Here is a 19865-nt window from a genome sequence, read left to right on the forward strand (position 1 = left end):
TTGTGTCACGAAGCAGCGACTGCGCAGTCAGCCCCGCGCTGACACGGGGCTGACTGCCGCCAAGGGTCAGACGCGCACGTTGCCGCGCGGCCCGGCGATGGCCCAGATGATCAGGCCCACTACCGGCAGCACCAGAATCAGCAGGATCCAGAGCAATTTACTGCCCGTAGACCCGCCGCTTTTGACCACATTGATGATCGCCCAGATGTCCAGGGCAAGAATGATCAGGCCGATCAGGCCGTTGAATGTCGATCCCATGCAGGTACTCCCCATAAAGTCATGTCCGGTGAGCATAGTCGCCTATCACGTCGATAGAAGGGAATCCTTGGCGAGCAGGCGCGGTCACTGCTTAGACTGCTTCATCCATTGCCCAGAGGTTCGCATGCCCCCCGCTCACACCGACAGCGCCGTCGACAGCCCGACCGTTTCCCGCCTGTTCAGTAGTCTGCGCCAGCATGCGCAGGCGTCGCCGTGGCTGAGCTTCGGCCTGGGGGTGGCCTTGCTGGCCATCCTCGGCTTGCTCGGCGCCAGCATGTGGAATGCGGTCAATGGCGATCACTCGGAGAACCTGCACCTGGCCGTCCTAGGTGGCCTCGCCGGCTTTGGCGCGACGGCGCTGGGCGCGGTATTGGCGGTGGTGCTGCGCGATGTCAGCTCTCGTAGCCAGGATGTGATGCTCGGCTTTGCCGCCGGCATGATGCTCGCGGCCAGTTCGTTCTCGTTGATTCTGCCGGGGCTGGAAGCAGCCCGGGAAATTACCGGCAACGGCGCAGCAGCAGCACTGACCGTGGTGGTCGGCATGGGCCTGGGCGTGTTGCTGATGCTCGGCCTGGACCGCTTCACCCCGCATGAGCACGAAACCGTCGGCCGGCAAGGGCCGGAGGCCGAGCGGATAAATCGGGTGTGGCTGTTTGTGCTGGCAATCACCCTGCACAACCTGCCCGAGGGCATGGCCATCGGCGTCAGTTTCACCAATGGCGACATGGCTGTCGGCCTGCCGCTGACCAGCGCGATTGCCATTCAGGATATTCCCGAGGGCCTGGCAGTCGCCCTGGCCCTGCGCGCGACCGGGCTGTCGAACTTCAAAGCGGCGCTGGTTGCCGTCGGCTCGGGCTTGATGGAACCGCTAGGCGCGGTGATCGGTCTGGGCATCTCTACCGGCTTTGCCCTGGCCTACCCGATCAGCATGGGCCTGGCGGCTGGCGCGATGATCTTTGTGGTGTCCCACGAAGTGATCCCCGAAACCCACCGCAATGGCCACCAGACTTCGGCAACGCTGGGCTTGATGGGCGGCTTTGCGGTGATGATGTTTCTCGATACCGCGCTGGGCTAACCCCGGCGCGCGGTCCCCGGCTCAGACGTGGACGGCGACCTTCAAGGCTTCCAGTGCCGGCTCGACCTTGATATTCAGTTGCTGGCCCAGCTCCAGCACCCGCGCCAGGTCATGCTGGCCAACCATGACCATCTGCAGCTCCTCGTCCAGTAACTGGCTGAAGTTGAGCAGTACATAGCCGCCGGCTTCCTTGTTCAAGGCAGCCATCTGCACCTGAATGCGGTTGAGCGCAGTCAGCGCCTCGGTCTTGGCCAGTTGCTTGGGCTTGAGGTTGAGGGCGACGCTGCTGTCGAACGACTCGCTGATCGCCTGGAACAGCTCCTGATAGCTGTCACCGATGAACACCACCGTCTCCGGCAAGCTGCCGAGCACGATCCACTCGCCCAGCGGCATCGGGTAGCTGTCGTCGTAGTTGATGTCTGGGTTGGCAGCAAGGAATGCGGCGGGGTCGGCGTAGGCCTGAGCGGCCTCGTCGGCAATGCGCTCGATCTCGTCATCGGGCATGCAGCCGGCACCGATGAGGCTGATGAATTCGCGCAGTTGGTCTTTCATGTGGGGGCTCTGCAAGGTGAAAAATGTCACCAAGGATAGCCGCAAACGCCCCCTGAGGGTTAGCCGGCGAGCGCCTGCAAGCGTGCTGCGGTGTCGGCCGCCCCCATGGTCTGCGCTGCTGCCAGGGCGTTGGCACCGCGCACATCCTGGCGTACCGGGTCTGCGCCCTTAGCCAGCAGGAACTCGAGAATTTCGCTGCGGTTGAACATTGCCGCCAGCATCAACGCCGTACGCCCGTCGGCAGCGGCGGCATCCACCGGTACCCCATGCTCGATCAGCAGCTCGATCATCGGCAGGTCACCCTTGAACGCCGCGCCAGCAATCGGCAACTGGCCGTTGTCGTTGGCAATCAACGGATCGGCGCCATGCTCGAGCAGCACGCGCACGGCCTGATGATGGCCGTGATAGCTGGCAAGCATCAGCAGGGTATCGCCCTTGTGATTACGCAGGTTGACCGGCAGGCCGCTGTCGAGCAGGCGCCCTAACATGTCGGCGTCGCCACGGCGGGCGCGGTCGAACACCTCGTCGGCAAATGCGGCTGCTTCATCGTCATTCATGGTGGCGGGCTGTTGGTCGGACATCTGTAACCTCCTGGCAAAATGGATGGCCCAAGTGTTGGTGAGGCACTGCCAGTGGGTCAAAGGTTCAGATTCTATGGGGGCAAGAGGCTGCGGCTATGACCTTGCAAAATGCACTGTGCAAATTGCATGACCTTGCACACTGCACGAGGCGCAAAATCAATAATAGGCTCAAGCTGCTGATTTTAAAGGGTTTTTTTACATGGCAAAAGCTGGCACGGTCACTGCAACCATCAACTCAACGTCTGCACACACATTCAGCCAGGAGTTGATATGGACCTTATTCAGCAAAAATTCGCCTCGGTCTTTTCCGCCTACTCGGTCAACACTCAGCCACGCCCTGACGGCGGTATCCTGCTGACCCTGCGTGCTGCCGATGGCAAAGTTACCCGCCGTGTACTGACCTACGGTCAAATGCACAGTGCCGAGCAGCTGTCGTGGGCCATCAGCGCTATCCGCCGCGACCTGGCTGAACAAGCCAGCGAACTGCCGATGATCAACATGCTGCAAAGCCAGCAGCGCTTTGCACTGCCGACTTATCGTTAAGCAAAAAGCACCTGCGCGAAGCTGGTCCTGCACAGCCTGTTCAGGCCTTACAGGAGCAGCCTTGCAGCGCTGGCGAGGGCGCAATCCTCGCCAGCACTACCCTTCAGAGTTCGTCCATCCCCAAAAATTCCCTTGCTGCCGGATCCCCGGTGAATTGTGCTTGCACGCCTTGCTGATCGCGGAACAATCGCGCCGCCAGGCAAAACGGCGAGTTACCCAGATCAATCCAGCGTCGCGTCTGTGCCGGCACGTGCAACACATCGCCCTTCTCACATACCACCGCAAAAACAAATTCGCCTAGACGCAGAGCCATTTGAGCACGTCCGCTGATCACGGCGAACAGCTCGTCGCTGCTGTGCACATGCTCGTCGCGCAGGTCGATCTGCGACTCGATGGCACCTTCCTGATTGAGCAGACTGACCGCGCTGAAACCGTTGGCGGTCAGCAACTGATCGAGCGGCTCACGCCAGGCATCGAGCACCTGATCATCCGGCGTACCCGGACGAATACCTACATCTGCAGGTTGCCGGGCAAAATGCACGCCGTGCTCTGCCAAGGTGGCGGCGATGTCGTCGTGGTGGGTCAGAACCTTGTTCGGCTGGCCGGGGCTGGTCGGGTGGAAAACACTGAGGATGCTCATCAGGGGCTGTTCCTGCTATCGGTCATTCGAGTGGCAATGATACCGGCTGCGGCAAAGGCTGCGACGCTGGCCATACCAAAGGTGAAGTTGGGGCCCAACAGGTTCCAGCTGTAGCCCGCATACAACGCGCCAAGCGCGCCGCCAGTGCCGGACAGCGCCGCATACAGCGCCTGGCCCTGGCCTTGCTGGCGGGCGCCGAAGCTGGCCTGGACGAAGGCGATAGAGGCGGCATGGAAGCAGCCGAAGGTGGCCGCGTGGAGCAACTGCGAAACGATCAGCACGCCAGCATGGTCGGCCAGGTTACCTAACAGCAGCCAGCGCATGCCCGCCAGAACAAAGCTGACCAGCAGCACCTGGCGCACCGAGAAACGCGCGAACAACCGGCTCATGGCCATGAACATCAACACTTCCGCAACAACCCCGAGTGCCCACAGCAAACCGATGCTGCCGCGGCTGTAACCCAGATGCTCCAGGTGCAGGGTGAGGAAGGTGTAGTAAGGGCCGTGGCTGAGCTGCATCAACGCCACGCACAGATAAAAGGCAATCACCCCTGGCGCCAGCAGCTGGCGGCCGAAGCCCCCTGCCCTGCTGCGTTCGGCGTTCTCCACCGGCTGGGCGTTAGGCACCCACAGGCTGGCGCCGAAAATCCCGGCCATGATCGCCACCAGCGCCAGCGGGTAGATATCCAGGCTCAGCCATTCGAACAACTGGCCCAGTCCCACCACCGCCAGAATAAAGCCGATCGAGCCCCACAGCCGCACCTGGCTGTAGCGCGAGGTCTGGCCATGTAGGTGGGCCAGCGTAATCACCTCGAACTGCGGCAGTACCGCGTGCCAGAAGAACGCATGCAGGGCCATCACCAGCGCCAGCCAGGCGTAGCTCTTGCCGAAGAAGATCAACGAGAAACTGGCCAGGGTCGCCAGCGCGCCGAGGCGCACGATCAACAGCCGCTGACCGCTGCGATCACCCAGCCAACCCCACAGGTTGGGCGCCACGCAGCGCATCAGCATGGGGATCGCGACCAACTCGCCGATCCGCGCCGGAGAAAATCCCAGATGATCGAAATACAGCGCCAGAAACGGCGCAGTAGAGCCGAGCAATGCGAAGTAACAGAGGTAGAAACTGGACAGGCGCCAGTACGGGATGGGCGGCATGGGCGGGGTCGTCATGTACTGCCGTTGGCGGCCCGCACGCAGGCCGCCCGTGGCGAGCGAAATTTACAGCTGGCGCAGGACCGGCGTCGTTACCTGCACATTGGCGTTTTGCGCGCGGTGGCGCAGCAGATGGTCCATCAGCACCAGGGCCATCATCGCCTCGGCGATCGGCGTGGCGCGGATGCCAACGCACGGGTCATGGCGACCCTTGGTGATGACCTCCACCGGATTGCCATGGATATCGATCGACTGGCCTGGGGTGGTGATGCTCGAGGTCGGCTTCAAGGCCAGGTGGGCGACAATCGGCTGGCCCGAGGAGATCCCGCCGAGAATGCCGCCGGCATTGTTGCTGAGGAAGCCTTGCGGGGTCAGCTCGTCACGGTGCTCGGTGCCGCGCTGGGCGACGCTGGCAAAGCCGGCGCCGATTTCCACGCCTTTGACCGCGTTGATGCTCATCAGCGCGTGGGCAAGTTCGGCATCGAGGCGATCGAAGATCGGCTCGCCCAGGCCAGGCATGACGCCTTCGGCAACCACGGTGATCTTGGCCCCGACCGAGTCCTGGTCGCGGCGCAGCTGGTCCATGTAGGCCTCGAGCTCCGGTACCTTGTCCGGGTCGGGGCTGAAGAAGGCGTTGTCTTCGACGCTGTCCCAGGTCTTGAACGGGATTTCGATCGGGCCGAGCTGGCTCATGTAGCCACGCACGGTGATGCCAAGGCCGGCCAGGTATTTCTTGGCGATGGCACCTGCCGCTACACGCATGGCCGTTTCGCGGGCCGAGCTGCGCCCGCCACCACGGTAATCACGCTCACCGTATTTGTGGTGATAGGTGTAGTCAGCGTGGGCCGGGCGGAACAGGTCCTTGATCGCCGAGTAGTCCTTGGACTTCTGGTCAGTGTTGCGGATCAGCAGGCCGATCGAGCAGCCGGTGGTGCGCCCTTCGAACACGCCGGAGAGGATTTCGACTTCGTCCGGCTCCTGGCGCTGGGTGGTGTGACGGCTGGTGCCAGGCTTGCGCCGGTCGAGGTCGCGCTGCAGGTCGGCCTGGGAAATTTCCAGACCTGGCGGACACCCATCGACAATGGCGACCAACGCCGGGCCATGGCTTTCGCCAGCGGTGGTAACAGTGAACAGCTTGCCGTAGGTATTGCCGGACATGGACGCTCCGCGAAATCAGCCTGAATGGGGTGCAGCGGGCAGTATACGGAAAGCAGCCGCCTTGCGACGAGTCTGCGGGCTGATTTGTTGCCTGCAGCCGCCAGAACCTTCGTCAGAGCGCTGGGTCAAACCGTCAACTCACTACGAAGCCCTGCCCATGCTGCGCCTCACCGCCCTGCTCGTGCTGCTGTGCAGCACCCTCGCCAATGCCGCCGCCCCGACCGTTCTGCAACGCCCGATCGAACTCGATACTGGCCATGGCGTGCTGTACGGCAGCCTGCTGTTGCCACAACAGGACACCCCGCCGCCGGTGGTGCTGATCATTGCCGGCTCCGGGCCGACCGACCGCGATGGCAACAACCCGGCGGGCGGGCGCATCGACAACCTCAAGCGGCTGGCCTTGCTGCTGGCCGGCGAACACATCGCCAGCGTGCGCTTCGACAAGCGTGGCGTGGCCGCCAGCCAGCCGGCGACTCCAGACGAACGCAACCTCAGCGTCGAGGCATATGTGGCCGATACCGTGGCCTGGGCGCACAAGCTCAAGGCCGACCCGCGCTTCGGCCCGCTGATTCTGCTCGGCCATAGCGAGGGCGCGCTGATTGCCACGCTGGCCGCTGAACAAGCCGGCGCCAGCGCCGTGATCAGCCTGTCCGGCAGCGGTCGTCGGGTAGCCGAAGTCATCCGCGAACAACTGGCCCAGCGCCTGGCGCCGGCGCAACTGGCCCAGGGCACCGCATTGCTCGACAGCCTGCAGGCCGGGCAGACCAGCCTCAACGTACCGGTGCCACTGCGCCAGGTATTCCGCCCGACCGTGCAGCCGTACTTGACCTCGCTGCTGCGTCAGGACCCGGCCGCAGCGTTCGCCCAACTCAAGGTGCCGGCGCTGATCATCCAGGGCCGCAACGACGTGCAGGTGGATGTGGCCGACGCCGAGCTGCTCAAGGCGGCCAAGCCCGATGCGCAACTGGTGTTGATCGATGGCATGAACCACACCCTGCGCATCAGCCCGCGGGACATCAGTGGCCAGCGGGAAACCTACCAGAATCCAGAGCTGCCACTGGCGCGCGAGCTTGGCCAGCGGATCGTCGCTTTTATCCGGCAATTGCCACCAGCCTGAGTAGATCGCCCTCAGGTCTTGCCTGCGCCTGCCGATAAGCAGGCATTGGCCCGCGTTTGACTGGCCGACCCCGATTCGAGGACGACCGTGATGACCGATGCCCCAGCCGCCGAAGCGACCGCAGAGCCGCAAGCCCCGGAGAGCGCCCCGCTGCCTTGGGCGGATCTGGCCGCCGAGCACTTCCAGTTGCTGCGCCTGGCGCCATTGCCCACCGACCGCCACACCGGCCCGCGACCGCTGCGTTTTGTGCAGTTTGGCTATGCCGAGCGCCACAGCAAAGAGCACAGCCTGCTGCGCATGCAGATCACCCTGCCGGGACAAAAGGTGCGCAAAGAGCAGAATCAGCTCGACATCCGCGTCGATCACCAGCTGCAACGGGTCTCGATTGGCAGCGAAAACGGGCTGCAGATGGAGCCGCTCAACCGCGGCCTGGGCCGGTTTCTGTTCGCCCAGGCGGTGCAGTGGCTGCAGGCCAACTGGTCGCACTACCAGATCGAGACGGTGGCACTGCCAAACAAGGACGCACTCAACGAAGACACCCGCCTGCGCCGCGACAATGTGCTGCGCTGCGTCGGTGTTGAAGTCGAGTACGTAGAAGGGCAACTGCTCAAAGGGCGCACGCCCGCGCTTGCCGTCAGCCAGCTCAAGGGCGGCTGGAACACCGAGAAAGTCCAGCGGGTGGACATCCTCGAATCGGCCGGCATGCTGCAACAGGCCGAGCAGACCTTGCTGGAGAAAGAAGCTCAGATCCGCGAGCGGGATGAACGCGTGGCCAAGTACCGTCGCGAAGACGGCGGGCTGCGCTTCACCATCACCTGCCTGGTGGCCTTTGCGGTGTTCCAGGCAGGCCTGCTGATCTGGATCGCTACACGCTGATCGGCTAGCCAGGCGGGGGCGTTTTCCAGCCCTTCGCGGGCAAGCCCGCTCCCACAGGTTACGGCGGCGCTGCAAAATCCTGTGGGAGTGGGCTTGCCCGCGAAGGGCCGCAAAGCGGCCCCAAAACAATCAAATCAGACCCGCGCCTGGAACAGCTCCTGGTGCTGACGGCACTGCTCGGCAGTCAGCATGAACACGCCATGGCCGCCCCGCTCGAACTCAAGCCAGGTGAAGTCGACCTCGGGGTACAGCGCCTCGACGTGAACCTGGCTGTTGCCCACTTCGACAATCAGCAAACCCTTGTCGGTCAGGTGCTCGGCCGCTTCGGCGAGCATGCGCCGCACCAGGTCCAGGCCATCGTTGCCGCAGGCCAGGCCCAACTCAGGCTCGTGGTGATATTCAGCCGGCATGTCGGCGAAGTCTTCGGCATCGACATACGGCGGGTTGGACAGGATCAGGTCGAAGCGCTGCCCCGGCAGACCGGCGAAACCATCGCCCTGCACGGTGAATACGCGCTGATCGAGGCCATGCCGTTCGATGTTCTGGTTGGCCACTTCGAGAGCGTCGAAGGACAGGTCGGCCAGCACCACCTCGGCCTCGGGGAATACGTCAGCCGCGACGATACCAATGCAGCCAGAGCCGGTGCACAGGTCGAGAATGCGCGCAGGCTCCTGCGCCAGCCATGGCTCGAAGCGCTTTTCCAGCAGCTCGCCAATCGGCGAACGCGGCACCAGCACGCGCTCATCGACAATGAACGACATACCACAGAACCACGCTTCGCCGAGCAGGTAAGCGGTCGGCACACGGTCTTCGATGCGGCGCTTGAGCAGGTGCAGCAGGCGCACGCGCTCATCGTCTTCCAGGCGGCAGTCGAGGTAGCTGTCGGCGATTTCCCACGGCAGATGCACCGAGCCCAGCACCAGCAGGCGGGCTTCGTCCCAGGCATTGTCGGCACCGTGGCCGAAGAACAGCTCGTTCTCGTGGAAGCGGCTGACCGCCCAGCGAATATGGTCGCGCAGAGTGCGCAGGCGTGAAGTGATCACGGGGGACTCCTTTTCAGACAGCCTGAAAGTCTAACAGGCCCACCCGCTGAAATGTTCCACCAACGCCCTGCCGGTGGGACAGATGCCAGTAATTGCATCGCTTGCGATGTCAACCATTCCCATTGGTCGCCAAGCAGGGGACAATAGCCCGACAAAAGCCCTGCTCAAGGAGCCCTTGATGTCTGTTCCAACCACGATGTTCCGCCTCAGCGGCCGCGACTATCCGCCGGCCAAGCTGGGCAACGCCAGCCTGATCATCATCGATGCGCAGAAGGAGTACCTCAGTGGTCCCCTGCAACTGTCGGGCATGGACGAGGCCGTGGCCAACATCGCCAGGTTGCTCGACGCGGCGCGCAAGGCTGGCCGGCCGATCATCCATGTGCGCCACCTGGGCACCGTTGGCGGCCTGTTCGATCCACAAGGCCCGCGCGGCGAGTTCATCGAAGGCCTGGAGCCACGCGGTGACGAGATCGTCATCGAAAAGCGCATGCCCAATGCCTTCAAGAACACCTCGCTGCACGAAACCCTGCAGAACAAGGGCCATCTGGACCTGATCGTGTGCGGCTTCATGAGCCATTCCAGCGTCAGCACCACGGTGCGCCGCGCCAAGGACTATGGTTATCGTTGCACGCTGGTCGAAGATGCCTCCGCCACGCGCGATCTGGCGTTCAAGGACACTGTCATTCCAGCGGCACAGATTCACCAGGGCGAAATGGCCGTGATGGCCGACAACTTTGCCTGTGTTGCACCGACTGCCAGCCTGGTCTGAGCACCGTTAGGCGCCTGCCGGGCGGGCGGAACCGGGTGACTGCAGGTGGGTCGAATGGCCGATAGCGCAGAGGAAATCCGCAATGAAGCTTTCTGACAGTTTCGACGCCAAGCGCCTGCGCTCGCGCCCGCCGCGCAACTGGACGGCGCGGTTGGGCGCTGGCCTGTCTGTGCTGATCGCGACCTTGGGCATCCTGTTGATGATGGCCGGGTTTGCCGGTTTGCTGGGCAACTATGCAGCGCTGGCGGATTTGAATGCCAACCGGCCGCTGGCAGCGACCGTGCTGGGTGGCGGCGTGTTGTTGCTGTGGCTGGGTGTTTGGTTGTGGCGGCGCAGCCGGATCAGGTTGCGCCGTGGCCGTGAGCTGAACATTGCCCCGCACTTGATGAAGAAACACGACTGACGTTCCTCGGGGCCGCTTTGCGCCCCTTTCGCGACACGAGGCCGCTCCTACAGCGACCGCGTCAGGCTGGGGGGACGCGGCCCCTGTAGGAGCGGCCTCGTGTCGCGAAAGGCCAGCAAAGCTGGCCCCAGCTGCCTCCCGCTGATCCGCAGACTCGCGTAAACTCCCCGGCCCACGTGGAGGCCTGCATGCAAGACGATGACTTTTCCCTGTTCCATGCCGAAGTGCGCGGCGTAAAGCCGATCAAGCATGACCGCGCCGAGGTCGGCAAAGCCAAGCCTGACCGCAAGCAGCTGGCCGGCCTGCGCCAGTCCGCCACGGTACGCAGTGATCAGCCGCTGGTGGTTGACGGCATGTCTGACCAGTTCGTCATCGACGTAGCCGCCGAAGACGAGCTGTCATGGCGCCGCGATGGCGTGCAGGAAAGCCAGCTGCGCAAGCTCAAGCTCGGCCAGATCGCCTTTGAAGGCAGCATCGACCTGCACGGCATGAGCGTCGAGAAAGCCCGCGAGATCCTCTGGGCGTTTCTCGCCGAAGCCACCAAGCTGGAAGTGCGCTGCGTGCGTGTGACCCACGGCAAGGCGGCGCGCCTGGACGGCAAGCGGCCGATGATCAAGAGTCACGTCAATACCTGGCTGCGCCAACACCCCCAGGTACTCGGCTTCACCTCATGCCAGGCGCGCCACGGCGGCACTGGCGCGGTATACGTGATTCTGAAACGAACCATGCTCGACGGCCGCGACGAATAACGCCGCGCTTGCAGCGCCGTCGTTGCCGCCGTACCCTTGCGTATTTGCGTTTACTCCCACAGGTAGATCCATGTCCCTGGAACAGAACTACACCGAGATCCTCAGCCAGATTGGCGAGGACGTCTCCCGCGAAGGCCTGCTCGACACGCCAAAGCGGGCCGCAAAGGCCATGCAGTACCTTTGCCGCGGTTATCAACAGACCCTGGAAGAGGTCACCAACGGCGCGCTGTTCACTTCCGACAACAGCGAGATGGTGTTGGTGCGGGACATCGAGCTGTATTCGATGTGTGAACACCACATGCTGCCGTTCATTGGCAAGGCGCATGTAGCCTACCTGCCCAAGGGTAAAGTGATCGGCCTGTCCAAGGTCGCGCGGATCGTCGACATGTACGCCCGCCGCCTGCAGATCCAGGAAAACCTCAGCCGCCAGATCGCCGAGGCGATCGAGAAGGTCACTGGCGCTGCCGGCGTGGCCGTGGTTATCGAGGCCAAGCACATGTGCATGATGATGCGCGGCGTCGAAAAGCAGAATTCGAGCATGATCACTTCGGTGATGCTCGGTGAGTTCCGCGCCAATGCCGCGACTCGCAGCGAGTTTCTCAGCCTGATCAAGTGATCGGCTGGTGATCCCGAACCGACCCTGATGGGTCGGTTTTTTATTTGTTCAGGAGTTGCCCATGATCGTCAAAGCCCTGCGGGTCGGCCTCGGCCAGCTTATCGTGTTCGGTGACTTGATCAGCCGCCCAGCCAAGCGCAAGCGCAATGCCGCTGCCCAGGCTGCGGTCGAGCAGCAGGCCAAGGGCCTGGCTTTGTACCAGTTTCATGCCTGCCCGTTCTGCGTGAAGACCCGCCGTAACCTGCATCGGTTGAACGTGCCGGTGGCGCTGCGTGATGCCAAGAACGACCCGCTGCATCGCCAGGCGCTGCTCGAAGGCGGCGGCCGAGTCAAAGTACCGTGCCTGCGCATCGAAGAAGCCGGGGAAGTGACCTGGATGTATGAGTCCAAGGCGATCATTGCCTATCTGGATCAGCGCTTCGGTACAGTCTGAGGCTGCCGGGGCTGGTTCGCAGCCCCGATCTACGCTGCCCTCACTCCCCCATCGGCACATGCCGAGGATGCTCGGCCACCCGCGCCAGCCACTCGCGCACCGCAGGGTAGCCAGCCAGGTCAAAGCCACCCTGATGCGCCACGTGGGTGTAGGCATACAGCGCCACATCGGCAATCGAATACTGCTCGCCGACCAGGTATGGGGTCATCTCCAGCTGCTTGTTCATCACCTTGAGCGCCTTGTAGCCGCCCTTGTGCAAGCCTTTGTATTCTTCCAGGCGGTCATCCGGCAGGCCCAGGTAGTACTGAATGAACCGCGCCACGGCGATGTACGGCTCATGGCTGTACTGCTCGAAGAACTGCCACTGCAACACTTGCGTTCGCAGGCGCGGCTCGGTCGGCAGGAACTCGCTGCCATCGGCGAGGAAGTTGAGAATCGCGTTCGACTCCCACAGGCAGGTGCCGTCTTCAAGCTCGAGCACCGGCACCTTGCCGTTAGGGTTCTTGGCGAGAAACGCCGGGGTTTCGGTCTCGCCTTTGAGAATGTCCACCGGGTGCCATGCAAATTCATGCCCGAGCAGGTTCAGCATCAGCTTGACCTTGTAGCAGTTGCCCGATTTGTAATCGCCGTAAACCTTGTACATCGCCCCTTCCCCTCTGCGCAGTTGTCGACCGTGGGCCAATAGTTGGCGACTGTACGGCTAAAAGCAATGGTCGCTGTATGGCAAGGATCAAGCTTGGCCGCGTTAGCCTGCAAAAAATACTTACATGTACAAGGACAGCACCATGACCGATGCCACCTCAGCGCGCCTGCGGCCCTTGGCAGACAGCTCCCCCTCGGCGGTGGTCGCCGGCTTCATCGCCATGCTTACGGGCTATACCAGCTCGCTGGTGCTGATGTTCCAGGCCGGCCAGGCGGCCGGGCTGACCACCGCGCAGATCTCTTCGTGGATCTGGGCGCTGTCGATCGGCATGGCGATCTGCAGCATCGGTTTGTCGCTGCGCTACCGCACACCGATCACCGTGGCCTGGTCGACCCCGGGCGCAGCGCTGTTGATCACCAGCCTCGGCGGCGTCAGCTACGGCGAAGCCATCGGCGCCTACATCACCTGCGCCGTGCTGGTGTTGATCTGCGGCCTGACCGGCAGCTTCGAGCGCCTGGTCAGGCGCATCCCGGCATCGCTGGCTTCGGCGTTGCTGGCAGGCATCCTGTTCAAGATCGGCAGCGAGATCTTCGTCGCCGCACAACACCGAACCCTGCTAGTGCTGGGCATGTTCTTCAGCTATCTGCTGGTCAAGCGCCTGTCGCCGCGCTACTGCGTGCTGGCTGCGCTGGTGGTCGGTACGGCGTTGTCGGGGGCGTTGGGCCTGCTCGACTTCAGCCACTTCAACCTGCAGCTGGCTACACCGGTGTGGACCACTCCAAGCTTCTCGCTGGCAGCAACCATCAGCATCGGTATCCCGCTGTTTGTGGTGGCGATGACCTCGCAGAACATGCCCGGCGTGGCCGTGCTGCGCGCCGACGGATACCAGGTGCCGGCCTCGCCGCTAATCACCGCCACCGGTTTCGCCTCACTGCTGCTGGCGCCGTTCGGCTCGCACGGGGTCAATCTGGCGGCCATCAGTGCGGCAATCTGCACCGGCCCGCATGCCCATGAAGACCCGAGCAAGCGCTATACCGCGGCAGTCTGGTGCGGGATTTTCTACGGCATTGCAGGTGTATTTGGCGCGACCCTGGCCGCACTGTTTGCCGCCCTGCCCAAGGAGCTGGTGCTGTCGATTGCAGCACTGGCGTTGTTTGGCTCGATCATGAACGGGCTGAGCGTGGCCATGAGCGAGCCACGCGAGCGCGAGGCGGCGTTGATCACCTTCATGGTTACCGCCTCCGGGTTGAGCCTGTTCTCGATCGGCTCGGCGTTCTGGGGGATTGTTGCCGGGGTGATTACCTTGCTGATCCTCAACCCGCGCAGGGCTTGATACGGCCTGTCTTCTTGAATGCCGGTCAGCAATGCTGGGGCTGCTGCGCAGCCCTTGGCGGGCAAGCCCGCTCCCACAAGGTTCGCGGAGCCCTGCCGCTCTCGGGCAATGCAATACTCTGTGGGAGCGGGTTTACCGCGAAGGGTCGCAAAGCGGCCCCGACGATCTCAAGCCATTCAGGAGAACCTACAAACGGAAATGCCCAACCATCCCCTTGAGCTCATCGCCCAACTGGGCCAGCTCGACACTGGAACGGGCATTGCCCTGCATCGCCAGCGCGGCCTGATCGGCGCTGCCGCGGATCTGCGTGACGCTGCGGCTGATCTCGTCACTGACCGAACTCTGCTGCTCGGCGGCAGCGGCAATCTGCTGGTTCATCTGCTGGATCTGTGACACCGCCACCGCGATGCTGGCCAGGGCGCTTTCAGTCTGCAAGGTGTCGGCCACTGCCAGGCGCACCAGCTCGGTACTGCCACGGATCTGCGCCACCGACTGCTCGGCATTGCCGCGCAGGCTGGCGATCAAGCGCTCAATATGCTCGGTGGATTGTTGCGTACGCTTGGCCAACGCCCGCACCTCATCCGCGACTACCGCAAAACCGCGACCCTGCTCGCCCGCCCGCGCCGCCTCAATGGCGGCATTCAGCGCCAGCAGGTTGGTTTGCCCAGCAACGCTCTTGATCACTTCAAGCACATCGCCAATGGTATGAATCTCGGCACTCAAACTGTCGATGCCGGCGCTGGCCGCTTCTGCCGCCACGGCCAGCTGCTCGATGCGCTGCAGGCTCTGACGCACCACCTGCTGGCCCGAGTCGACCTTGCCGTCGGCGACTTCGGCCGCCTGCGCCGCCTGCTCGGCATTACGCGCGACATCGTGCACGGTCGCGCTCATCTGCTGCATGGCGGTGGCGACCTGCTCGGTCTCCTGCTGCTGGCTGCCAACTTCACGATTGGTCTGTTCGGTGACCGCCGACAACGACTGGGCGCTGCCGGCCAATTGCTCGATACCCTGTTGCAGTCCGCTGACAATGCCACTCAAGCCCGCCGCCATCTGCTGCATCGCCAGCAGCAGTTGGCCGACCTCATCGCGGCGCGGCACCTCGGCGTCGCCGGCCAGGTCACCCGCGGCAATCCGCTGGGCGCGACCGATGACTCGCTGCAACGGGCCGACGATCGCCCGGGTGATCAACCAGGCCGCCAGCATGCCGACCAGCAGCGCCAGCGCGGTGGCAATGGCAATCGCCACGCCGTTGCGCTTGAGCTCGCTGTGCATGGCCTGCTCCTGGCTGGCGTAAGCCTGGTCGACCGCGCTGGTGGCCTGGTTGGCGCGCGCCTGCAACTGCGCCTTGATGCCCTGCTCTTGCGCAAGCAGGTCGGTGTATTCATTGAGCTTGTCGGCAAAGCTGGCGATATGCCCGGCGACCTCGGCGAGCACACCTTGATAGCCGCTGTCGGCAACTGCGCTTCTGAGTTGCTCGACCAGGCTGGCCGCCTCGACGGTCTGGGCGATGCGGCCACTGTTGACCTCCTCGCCTTTGCGGCTTTGCTCCAGGCGCACACGGGCCTCGTCCATCGCCTGCAGCATCAGGCGCGAGACGGCTGCCACCTGCGTGGACTGATCGAGGAACTCGCTGCCTTGCTGGCCCTGGGATTGTTTCAGGGTGTAGGCGCCGTCATCAGCCAGGCCGGCCTGGAGCACGTCGAGGTTGTTGGCCACGCTTGAGACCGACCAACTGGCCGTGTCCAGCGCCAGCTCCTTGGCCTGCACCGCCTCGACAAAGGCGTCGAACGCCTGGCCATAGGCGCTCAGATCCGCTTCGGTGGCGCTCAACTGGGGCACGCCGCGGGCTCGCTCAAGAAGATTTTGCAGGCCGCTGCGCAGTTTGTCGGCCTCCTCGCTGTCGGAACGCAAGGCAAAACCCTGCTCATGCTGGCGCAGGCGCAGCAGGTCGCTGTTGAACTGAGTCATCTGCCGCAGGCTGTCGAAGCGCTGGCTGACGCTGTACAGCGAAGCCACGCCAATCGCCGCCACCGCCAAGGTCAGCAGCAGCACCAGGGCAAAGCCCAGGCCGAGTTTGCGGGCCATGCCCAGGTTGGCCAGAACACCGTGCTTGCTCGCCGTCATTGCTCATCCCCCGGTTGCGAAGGCCAAGAGTGACAACGCCGCCAGCTCCCTCACAAGGGATTGACGCCACAATAGTGTCAAATAGCTATGTGATGTCGCCCGGAGCATGATCGAGGTCGCCTTTGGCCTCACCCGCCGCGCGCAGGAACCCCTGGGCGCGCACGTCCTGAGCATAGGCGACATTGATCCGCAGCCAGTCGCTGCTGTACCCCTGATAATCGAACGCAGCACCCGGCGTGAGCAGCACCGAATGCGCCAGCGCCAGGCGCTCGAGGCTGGCAAAATCGTGCCCGGGCGCCCGCACCCAGACGAACATGCCGCCATTGGGCTCGGCGAACACCTGCCAGCCATATGCCTCGAGCTGAGCCAACAGCCTGGCCCTGTGCTGACCCAGACGCACACGCAGACGCTGGGTGCTCTTGCGATAACTGCCGTTGGCCAGCATCTGCGCCAGCACCTGCTCGGCAAACCGGGAAGTGCCGATGCCGCTGACCATCTTCAACTCGGCCAGGCGCGCGATCAGCGCTGCATCGGCGACCACATAGCCGACCCGCAGCGAACTGCTCAGGGTCTTGGAAAAGCTCGCCAGATAGATTACTCGCTGCTCACTGTCGAGGGTCGCCAGCCGTGTCGCCGGGCCTTCCTGAAAGTCGGCATAGATGTCGTCTTCGATGATCCGCAGGTCATGCTCGCGGGCCAGTTCCAACAGGCGGTAGGCGACCTTGGGCGTGAGGCTGGTGCCGGTCGGGTTGTGATACAGGCTGTTGATGAACAGGCAGCGCGGCCGGTGCTCGACCAGCAGGCGCTGCAGCGCGTCCAGATCCGGCCCATGGACGGTACGCGGCACGGCAAGCATGTTTATCTGGTGGCTGCGCAGCAGGTTGAACAGGTTGTAGTACCCCGGGTTTTCCACCAGCACCGTATCGCCCGGACGCAGCAACGCGCGCACCAGCAGGTCGAGCGCCTGACTGGCGCCGTGGGTGGTGACAATGCGCTCGGTGCCTGCGGCGATATCCAGCCGCTCCAGACGCTTGTGCAACTGCTCGCGCAGGCTGGCCAGGCCGAGCGGCGGCGCGTAGTCGAACAGGTCGGCCGGGTTGCCACGGCTGACCTGGCGAATGGCCTGGGCCAGTTCATCTGCGGCGCGCCAGGCCGACGGCAACCAGCCGCAGCCGAGCTTGAGCAGTGCCTCCTGGCCTTCATCGAACTGCCGCCACTTACCATCGACCGTCTCGCCCCACAGCGCTGCGTCCTGCTCAGGCAGCCCGGCCTTGCGCTCGGCGACGAAAAAGCCGGTGCCGTGGCGCGCCTCCAGCCAACCGCTGGCCACCAGCCGATCGTAGGCCTCGATCACACAGGCGGCGCTGACCCCGTGGGTTTTCGCCAAGGCCCGGATCGACGGCAGCCGCGCGCCCGGACGCAGGCGTTGCTGCTCGACCCACGCTTGCAGCTGGGTGGTGAGTTGCTGAACCAGCGACACGGCGCTGAGGCGATCGAGGGTGAGGTGCATAGATCAACTGTTCGCGATTTTTATGCGAACAGTTAAGCATAAATGGCTGCCCGCTGTGCCTTGTTGCGCGCCCACAGCAAGCGCAGCCTGCAGCCAGTACCCGTTCAATCAAGGACCTGCGTCAATGCGCGACCGCCACGCCCCCGCCCTGCTCGCCTTCGCCCTGTGCATCATCACCCTTGCAGTCAACCTGCAGGCGCCGCTCTACACCACCTATGCCGACCTCTCCGGGCTGGGCGCGACGGCTACCGCCGTGGCGTTTTCCGCCTATGTGCTGGGCGTGCTGCCGGTGCTGCTGGCTCTGGGCGGACTTGCCGACCGGATTGGCCGGCGGCCGATGATCATCGCCGCGCTGAGCTTGTCGATCATTGCCACCCTACTCGTGCTCAGCCTACCCAGCCTGTACAGCATTGGTGTCGCGCGGCTGCTGCTGGGTATCGGCACCGGCCTCGCCTCGGCTACCGCTACGGTGTACATGAGCGAACTGCTGCCTGCCGAGCGCAGCAGCAACGCCGCCAGTTGGGTCACTGCCAGCACCTCACTGGGCTTCGGCCTGGGCGCTGCGCTGACCAGCCTGTGCCTGCTACGCGGGCCCAGCCTGAGCCCGGCCAGCTTTTATCTGCACCTGCTGCTGGCCGCGCTCGCGCTGATACTGGTCTGGCGCCTGCCGGAGCCACGCCAGGCAGCACGCGCGGCCATGCTGCGCCTGCCTTGCTACCCGCCCGGCAGCCTGGTGTATGGCTGCGCCATTCTGCTCGCCTGGGCCTGCGTCGGGCTGGTCACCGGACTGCTGCCGGCAGTACTGCGTCAGCATGATTTGAGCGCCTGGTCAGGGTTTTCCACGTTCTGCGTGATCAGCTGCGGTGTGCTGTTTCAGCCCTTGGCCAAGCGCCTGCCAAGTGCCACGGCGGTGCTGCTCGGGCTGGCCATCCTGCCCTGCAGCTATGCGCTGCTGGCCTGGGGCGCAGAACGCGGCGCGCTGCTGGCGGTGCTGCTCGGCGCCGTCGCCGCCAGCAGCGCCTGTTACGGCTTTATCTACCTGGGCGGGCTGGCGGCGGTGAATGAACTGGCCAGCGAAGAAAAGACCCGCGCCACTGCTGGGTTCTTTTTGTTGGCCTATGTCGGCTTCAGTTTGCCGGTGATCGTTACCGGCTTGATCGGCGACTGGCTGGGCATGCGCATGGCGTTGATGCTGTTCGGCATGGCATTGCTGGCGGGCAGTGTCGCTATCGCCGTCGCGCTGGCTCGGCAACACAGCCAACGTCTTGGATCCAAAAAAGAGCACAGTGCCTATAGGACAAATCTGAAAGAAATGTGAAAATAGTGTGAATGTTTGTAAAACCGATCTATTCAGCAAGGATGCAGTGTGTCACCGGACCCAAGTACCTGGCCAAAAGAGTACCCCTACACCTTCAAGCATCGCCGGACCACGCTGCACTTCCAGACGCCACTGGCAGAGCACACCCGTACGGCCCTTGAACGCCTGGTCGAGCGCGCCCGCGTGCCCGGCGCCAAGCGCATCAGTGCACCGCTGGACTGTGAGCGCAGCCAGCTGTTCGCCAAGCGCGAGCAGCTCGACAGCCTGAAGAAAAAGTGGCGCGTGCAGCGCGGCGCGGCGCGCAGTGATGGCACCTATGACTGGGCCGTCGAAGAAATCATCAATACCTACAAAGCCCATCAACGCGGCGCCCCGGTGCCCGAGCTGGTGGGCTTTGGCTACACCCGCTCCCGGCTTGGGCTGGTGCAGGACCTGTTCGTCATCACCCGACTGTTGCAGGGCTACAGCGATGGCCTCAGCGTGCTGCAGCAAGACCCCAGCAGCGTCTACCGCGTGCTCGATGCCTCGACCGAACTGATGTTCAGTCTGCACAAGCAAGGCATCACCCATATGGACCTATGGGCCGGTAACGTCATGCTCTGCGACCGCCAGGAAGGTGCACCCGTAGCCATCGACCTGGAAAACAGCTTCTTCGTACCCACTGCATTCGCCAGTGAAACCCTCGGCTTCCAGTTTGGCTTTCTCTACCTGCGCGAAATCTACCGTTACATTACCGAAGCCAAGTACGACGCGTGGGTGGACATTGCGCTGAGCAACTTTGCCCCGGAGATTGATAAGGCCGCCTTCCGCCGGGTTTATGAATACGCCAAGCATGAGCACATCGGGCGCCTGGATCGTCGCGAGATCTTCCTTAAGGGGAAAGTAGCCGGCTGCTAAAAGGCTGACAGCCCGCACGCTTGTGCCAACCTTCTATCCGTAACTAGGGCGACTGACGGCCATCACCCTGGTGGAT

General features: G+C 63.6%; 22 protein-coding genes and 1 pseudogene. 12 read left to right on the forward strand and 11 right to left on the reverse strand.

The genetic code is table 11. The annotated features are described in order from the left end of the window. Window positions 1-66: 66 nt before the first annotated feature. Window positions 67-258 (reverse strand): PLDc N-terminal domain-containing protein, encoded by a 192-nt coding sequence (locus AC58X1_RS08610; protein ID WP_101321588.1) that lies wholly within the window; start codon window positions 256-258, stop codon window positions 67-69. 124 nt (window positions 259-382) lie between these two features. Between AC58X1_RS08610 and AC58X1_RS08615 the strand changes: the two genes are divergently transcribed. After that, complete coding sequence (locus tag AC58X1_RS08615; protein ID WP_101321589.1) at window positions 383-1333, forward strand: ZIP family metal transporter; 951 nt, start codon at window positions 383-385, stop codon at window positions 1331-1333. A gap of 21 nt (window positions 1334-1354) precedes the next feature. Here AC58X1_RS08615 and AC58X1_RS08620 read toward each other — a convergent pair whose 3' ends face one another. After that, window positions 1355-1885 (reverse strand): hypothetical protein, encoded by a 531-nt coding sequence (locus tag AC58X1_RS08620; protein ID WP_101321590.1) that lies wholly within the window; start codon window positions 1883-1885, stop codon window positions 1355-1357. A gap of 59 nt (window positions 1886-1944) precedes the next feature. After that, window positions 1945-2466: an ankyrin repeat domain-containing protein gene (locus AC58X1_RS08625; RefSeq protein ID WP_101321591.1), complete on the reverse strand. Its 522-nt coding sequence runs from the start codon at window positions 2464-2466 to the stop codon at window positions 1945-1947. 270 nt (window positions 2467-2736) lie between these two features. On the opposite strand from AC58X1_RS08625, the gene AC58X1_RS08630 reads away from it, so the two are divergent. Continuing rightward, on the forward strand, window positions 2737-3009 hold the full coding sequence (locus tag AC58X1_RS08630) for a DUF3509 domain-containing protein (protein ID WP_101321592.1): 273 nt from the start codon (window positions 2737-2739) through the stop codon (window positions 3007-3009). Window positions 3010-3112: 103 nt separating this feature from the next. Here the strand turns inward: AC58X1_RS08630 and AC58X1_RS08635 are convergent, their stop codons facing one another. The 3 genes from AC58X1_RS08635 to aroC all read right to left on the reverse strand — a co-directional run bounded on the left by AC58X1_RS08635 (window position 3113) and on the right by aroC (window position 5958). After that, a complete protein-coding gene (locus tag AC58X1_RS08635) occupies window positions 3113-3649 on the reverse strand; it encodes an oxidase (protein WP_497428681.1) in 537 nt (178 codons plus the stop codon). After that, entirely contained in the window at window positions 3649-4803 is a 1155-nt protein-coding gene (locus tag AC58X1_RS08640; RefSeq protein ID WP_497428682.1) for an MFS transporter, read from the reverse strand. Before AC58X1_RS08640 ends, AC58X1_RS08635 begins: the two co-directional genes overlap by 1 nt. Window positions 4804-4866: 63 nt before the next feature. Then, window positions 4867-5958 carry a chorismate synthase gene (gene aroC, locus AC58X1_RS08645; protein ID WP_101321595.1) on the reverse strand — a complete coding sequence of 364 codons (1092 nt, stop codon included), beginning with the start codon at window positions 5956-5958 and terminating at the stop codon, window positions 4867-4869. Between the two features lie 157 nt (window positions 5959-6115). Between aroC and AC58X1_RS08650 the strand changes: the two genes are divergently transcribed. After that, window positions 6116-7075: an alpha/beta hydrolase gene (locus AC58X1_RS08650; protein ID WP_497428683.1), complete on the forward strand. Its 960-nt coding sequence runs from the start codon at window positions 6116-6118 to the stop codon at window positions 7073-7075. 90 nt (window positions 7076-7165) lie between these two features. Further along, a complete protein-coding gene (locus AC58X1_RS08655; protein ID WP_101321597.1) occupies window positions 7166-7951 on the forward strand; it encodes a hypothetical protein in 786 nt (261 codons plus the stop codon). A 134-nt stretch (window positions 7952-8085) separates the two neighbouring features. Here AC58X1_RS08655 and prmB read toward each other — a convergent pair whose 3' ends face one another. Beyond that, complete coding sequence (gene prmB, locus AC58X1_RS08660) at window positions 8086-8994, reverse strand: 50S ribosomal protein L3 N(5)-glutamine methyltransferase (RefSeq protein WP_101321598.1); 909 nt, start codon at window positions 8992-8994, stop codon at window positions 8086-8088. A gap of 178 nt (window positions 8995-9172) precedes the next feature. On the opposite strand from prmB, the gene AC58X1_RS08665 reads away from it, so the two are divergent. The 5 genes from AC58X1_RS08665 to AC58X1_RS08685 all read left to right on the forward strand — a co-directional run bounded on the left by AC58X1_RS08665 (window position 9173) and on the right by AC58X1_RS08685 (window position 11964). Then, entirely contained in the window at window positions 9173-9763 is a 591-nt protein-coding gene (locus AC58X1_RS08665; RefSeq protein ID WP_101321599.1) for a cysteine hydrolase family protein, read from the forward strand. An 82-nt stretch (window positions 9764-9845) separates the two neighbouring features. Continuing rightward, window positions 9846-10166 (forward strand): hypothetical protein, encoded by a 321-nt coding sequence (locus AC58X1_RS08670; protein ID WP_101321600.1) that lies wholly within the window; start codon window positions 9846-9848, stop codon window positions 10164-10166. A gap of 188 nt (window positions 10167-10354) precedes the next feature. Beyond that, complete coding sequence (locus AC58X1_RS08675) at window positions 10355-10915, forward strand: Smr/MutS family protein (protein ID WP_101321601.1); 561 nt, start codon at window positions 10355-10357, stop codon at window positions 10913-10915. Between the two features lie 70 nt (window positions 10916-10985). Beyond that, window positions 10986-11531: a GTP cyclohydrolase I FolE gene (folE, locus tag AC58X1_RS08680; protein WP_101321602.1), complete on the forward strand. Its 546-nt coding sequence runs from the start codon at window positions 10986-10988 to the stop codon at window positions 11529-11531. A gap of 61 nt (window positions 11532-11592) precedes the next feature. Beyond that, window positions 11593-11964: a glutaredoxin family protein gene (locus tag AC58X1_RS08685; protein ID WP_150571373.1), complete on the forward strand. Its 372-nt coding sequence runs from the start codon at window positions 11593-11595 to the stop codon at window positions 11962-11964. A gap of 40 nt (window positions 11965-12004) precedes the next feature. On the opposite strand, the gene AC58X1_RS08690 is transcribed toward AC58X1_RS08685, so the two are convergent. Then, window positions 12005-12607 carry a glutathione S-transferase family protein gene (locus AC58X1_RS08690; RefSeq protein ID WP_497428684.1) on the reverse strand — a complete coding sequence of 201 codons (603 nt, stop codon included), beginning with the start codon at window positions 12605-12607 and terminating at the stop codon, window positions 12005-12007. Between the two features lie 142 nt (window positions 12608-12749). Between AC58X1_RS08690 and AC58X1_RS08695 the strand changes: the two genes are divergently transcribed. Continuing rightward, window positions 12750-13940, forward strand: a complete 1191-nt coding sequence (locus AC58X1_RS08695; RefSeq protein ID WP_497428685.1) for a benzoate/H(+) symporter BenE family transporter — start codon at window positions 12750-12752, stop codon at window positions 13938-13940. A gap of 186 nt (window positions 13941-14126) precedes the next feature. Here the strand turns inward: AC58X1_RS08695 and AC58X1_RS08700 are convergent, their stop codons facing one another. The 3 genes and pseudogenes from AC58X1_RS08700 to AC58X1_RS08710 form a co-directional block, all read right to left on the reverse strand. Beyond that, a complete protein-coding gene (locus AC58X1_RS08700; protein ID WP_497428782.1) occupies window positions 14127-14999 on the reverse strand; it encodes a methyl-accepting chemotaxis protein in 873 nt (290 codons plus the stop codon). Then, a pseudogene (locus tag AC58X1_RS08705) lies at window positions 14988-16064 on the reverse strand (HAMP domain-containing protein); the annotation flags it as partial. The pseudogene AC58X1_RS08705 and the gene AC58X1_RS08700, both read right to left, overlap by 12 nt. 85 nt (window positions 16065-16149) lie before the next feature. Beyond that, entirely contained in the window at window positions 16150-17574 is a 1425-nt protein-coding gene (locus tag AC58X1_RS08710; protein WP_497428686.1) for an aminotransferase-like domain-containing protein, read from the reverse strand. A gap of 124 nt (window positions 17575-17698) precedes the next feature. On the opposite strand from AC58X1_RS08710, the gene AC58X1_RS08715 reads away from it, so the two are divergent. Together AC58X1_RS08715 and AC58X1_RS08720 are read left to right on the forward strand one after the other, a co-directional pair. Further along, complete coding sequence (locus AC58X1_RS08715; protein WP_497428687.1) at window positions 17699-18892, forward strand: MFS transporter; 1194 nt, start codon at window positions 17699-17701, stop codon at window positions 18890-18892. 48 nt (window positions 18893-18940) lie between these two features. Then, window positions 18941-19789, forward strand: coding sequence for a lipopolysaccharide kinase InaA family protein (locus AC58X1_RS08720; protein WP_497428688.1), 849 nt, complete (start codon window positions 18941-18943; stop codon window positions 19787-19789). Window positions 19790-19865 lie beyond the last annotated feature (76 nt).

Source organism: Pseudomonas sp. PGPR N4 (assembly GCF_059693665.1).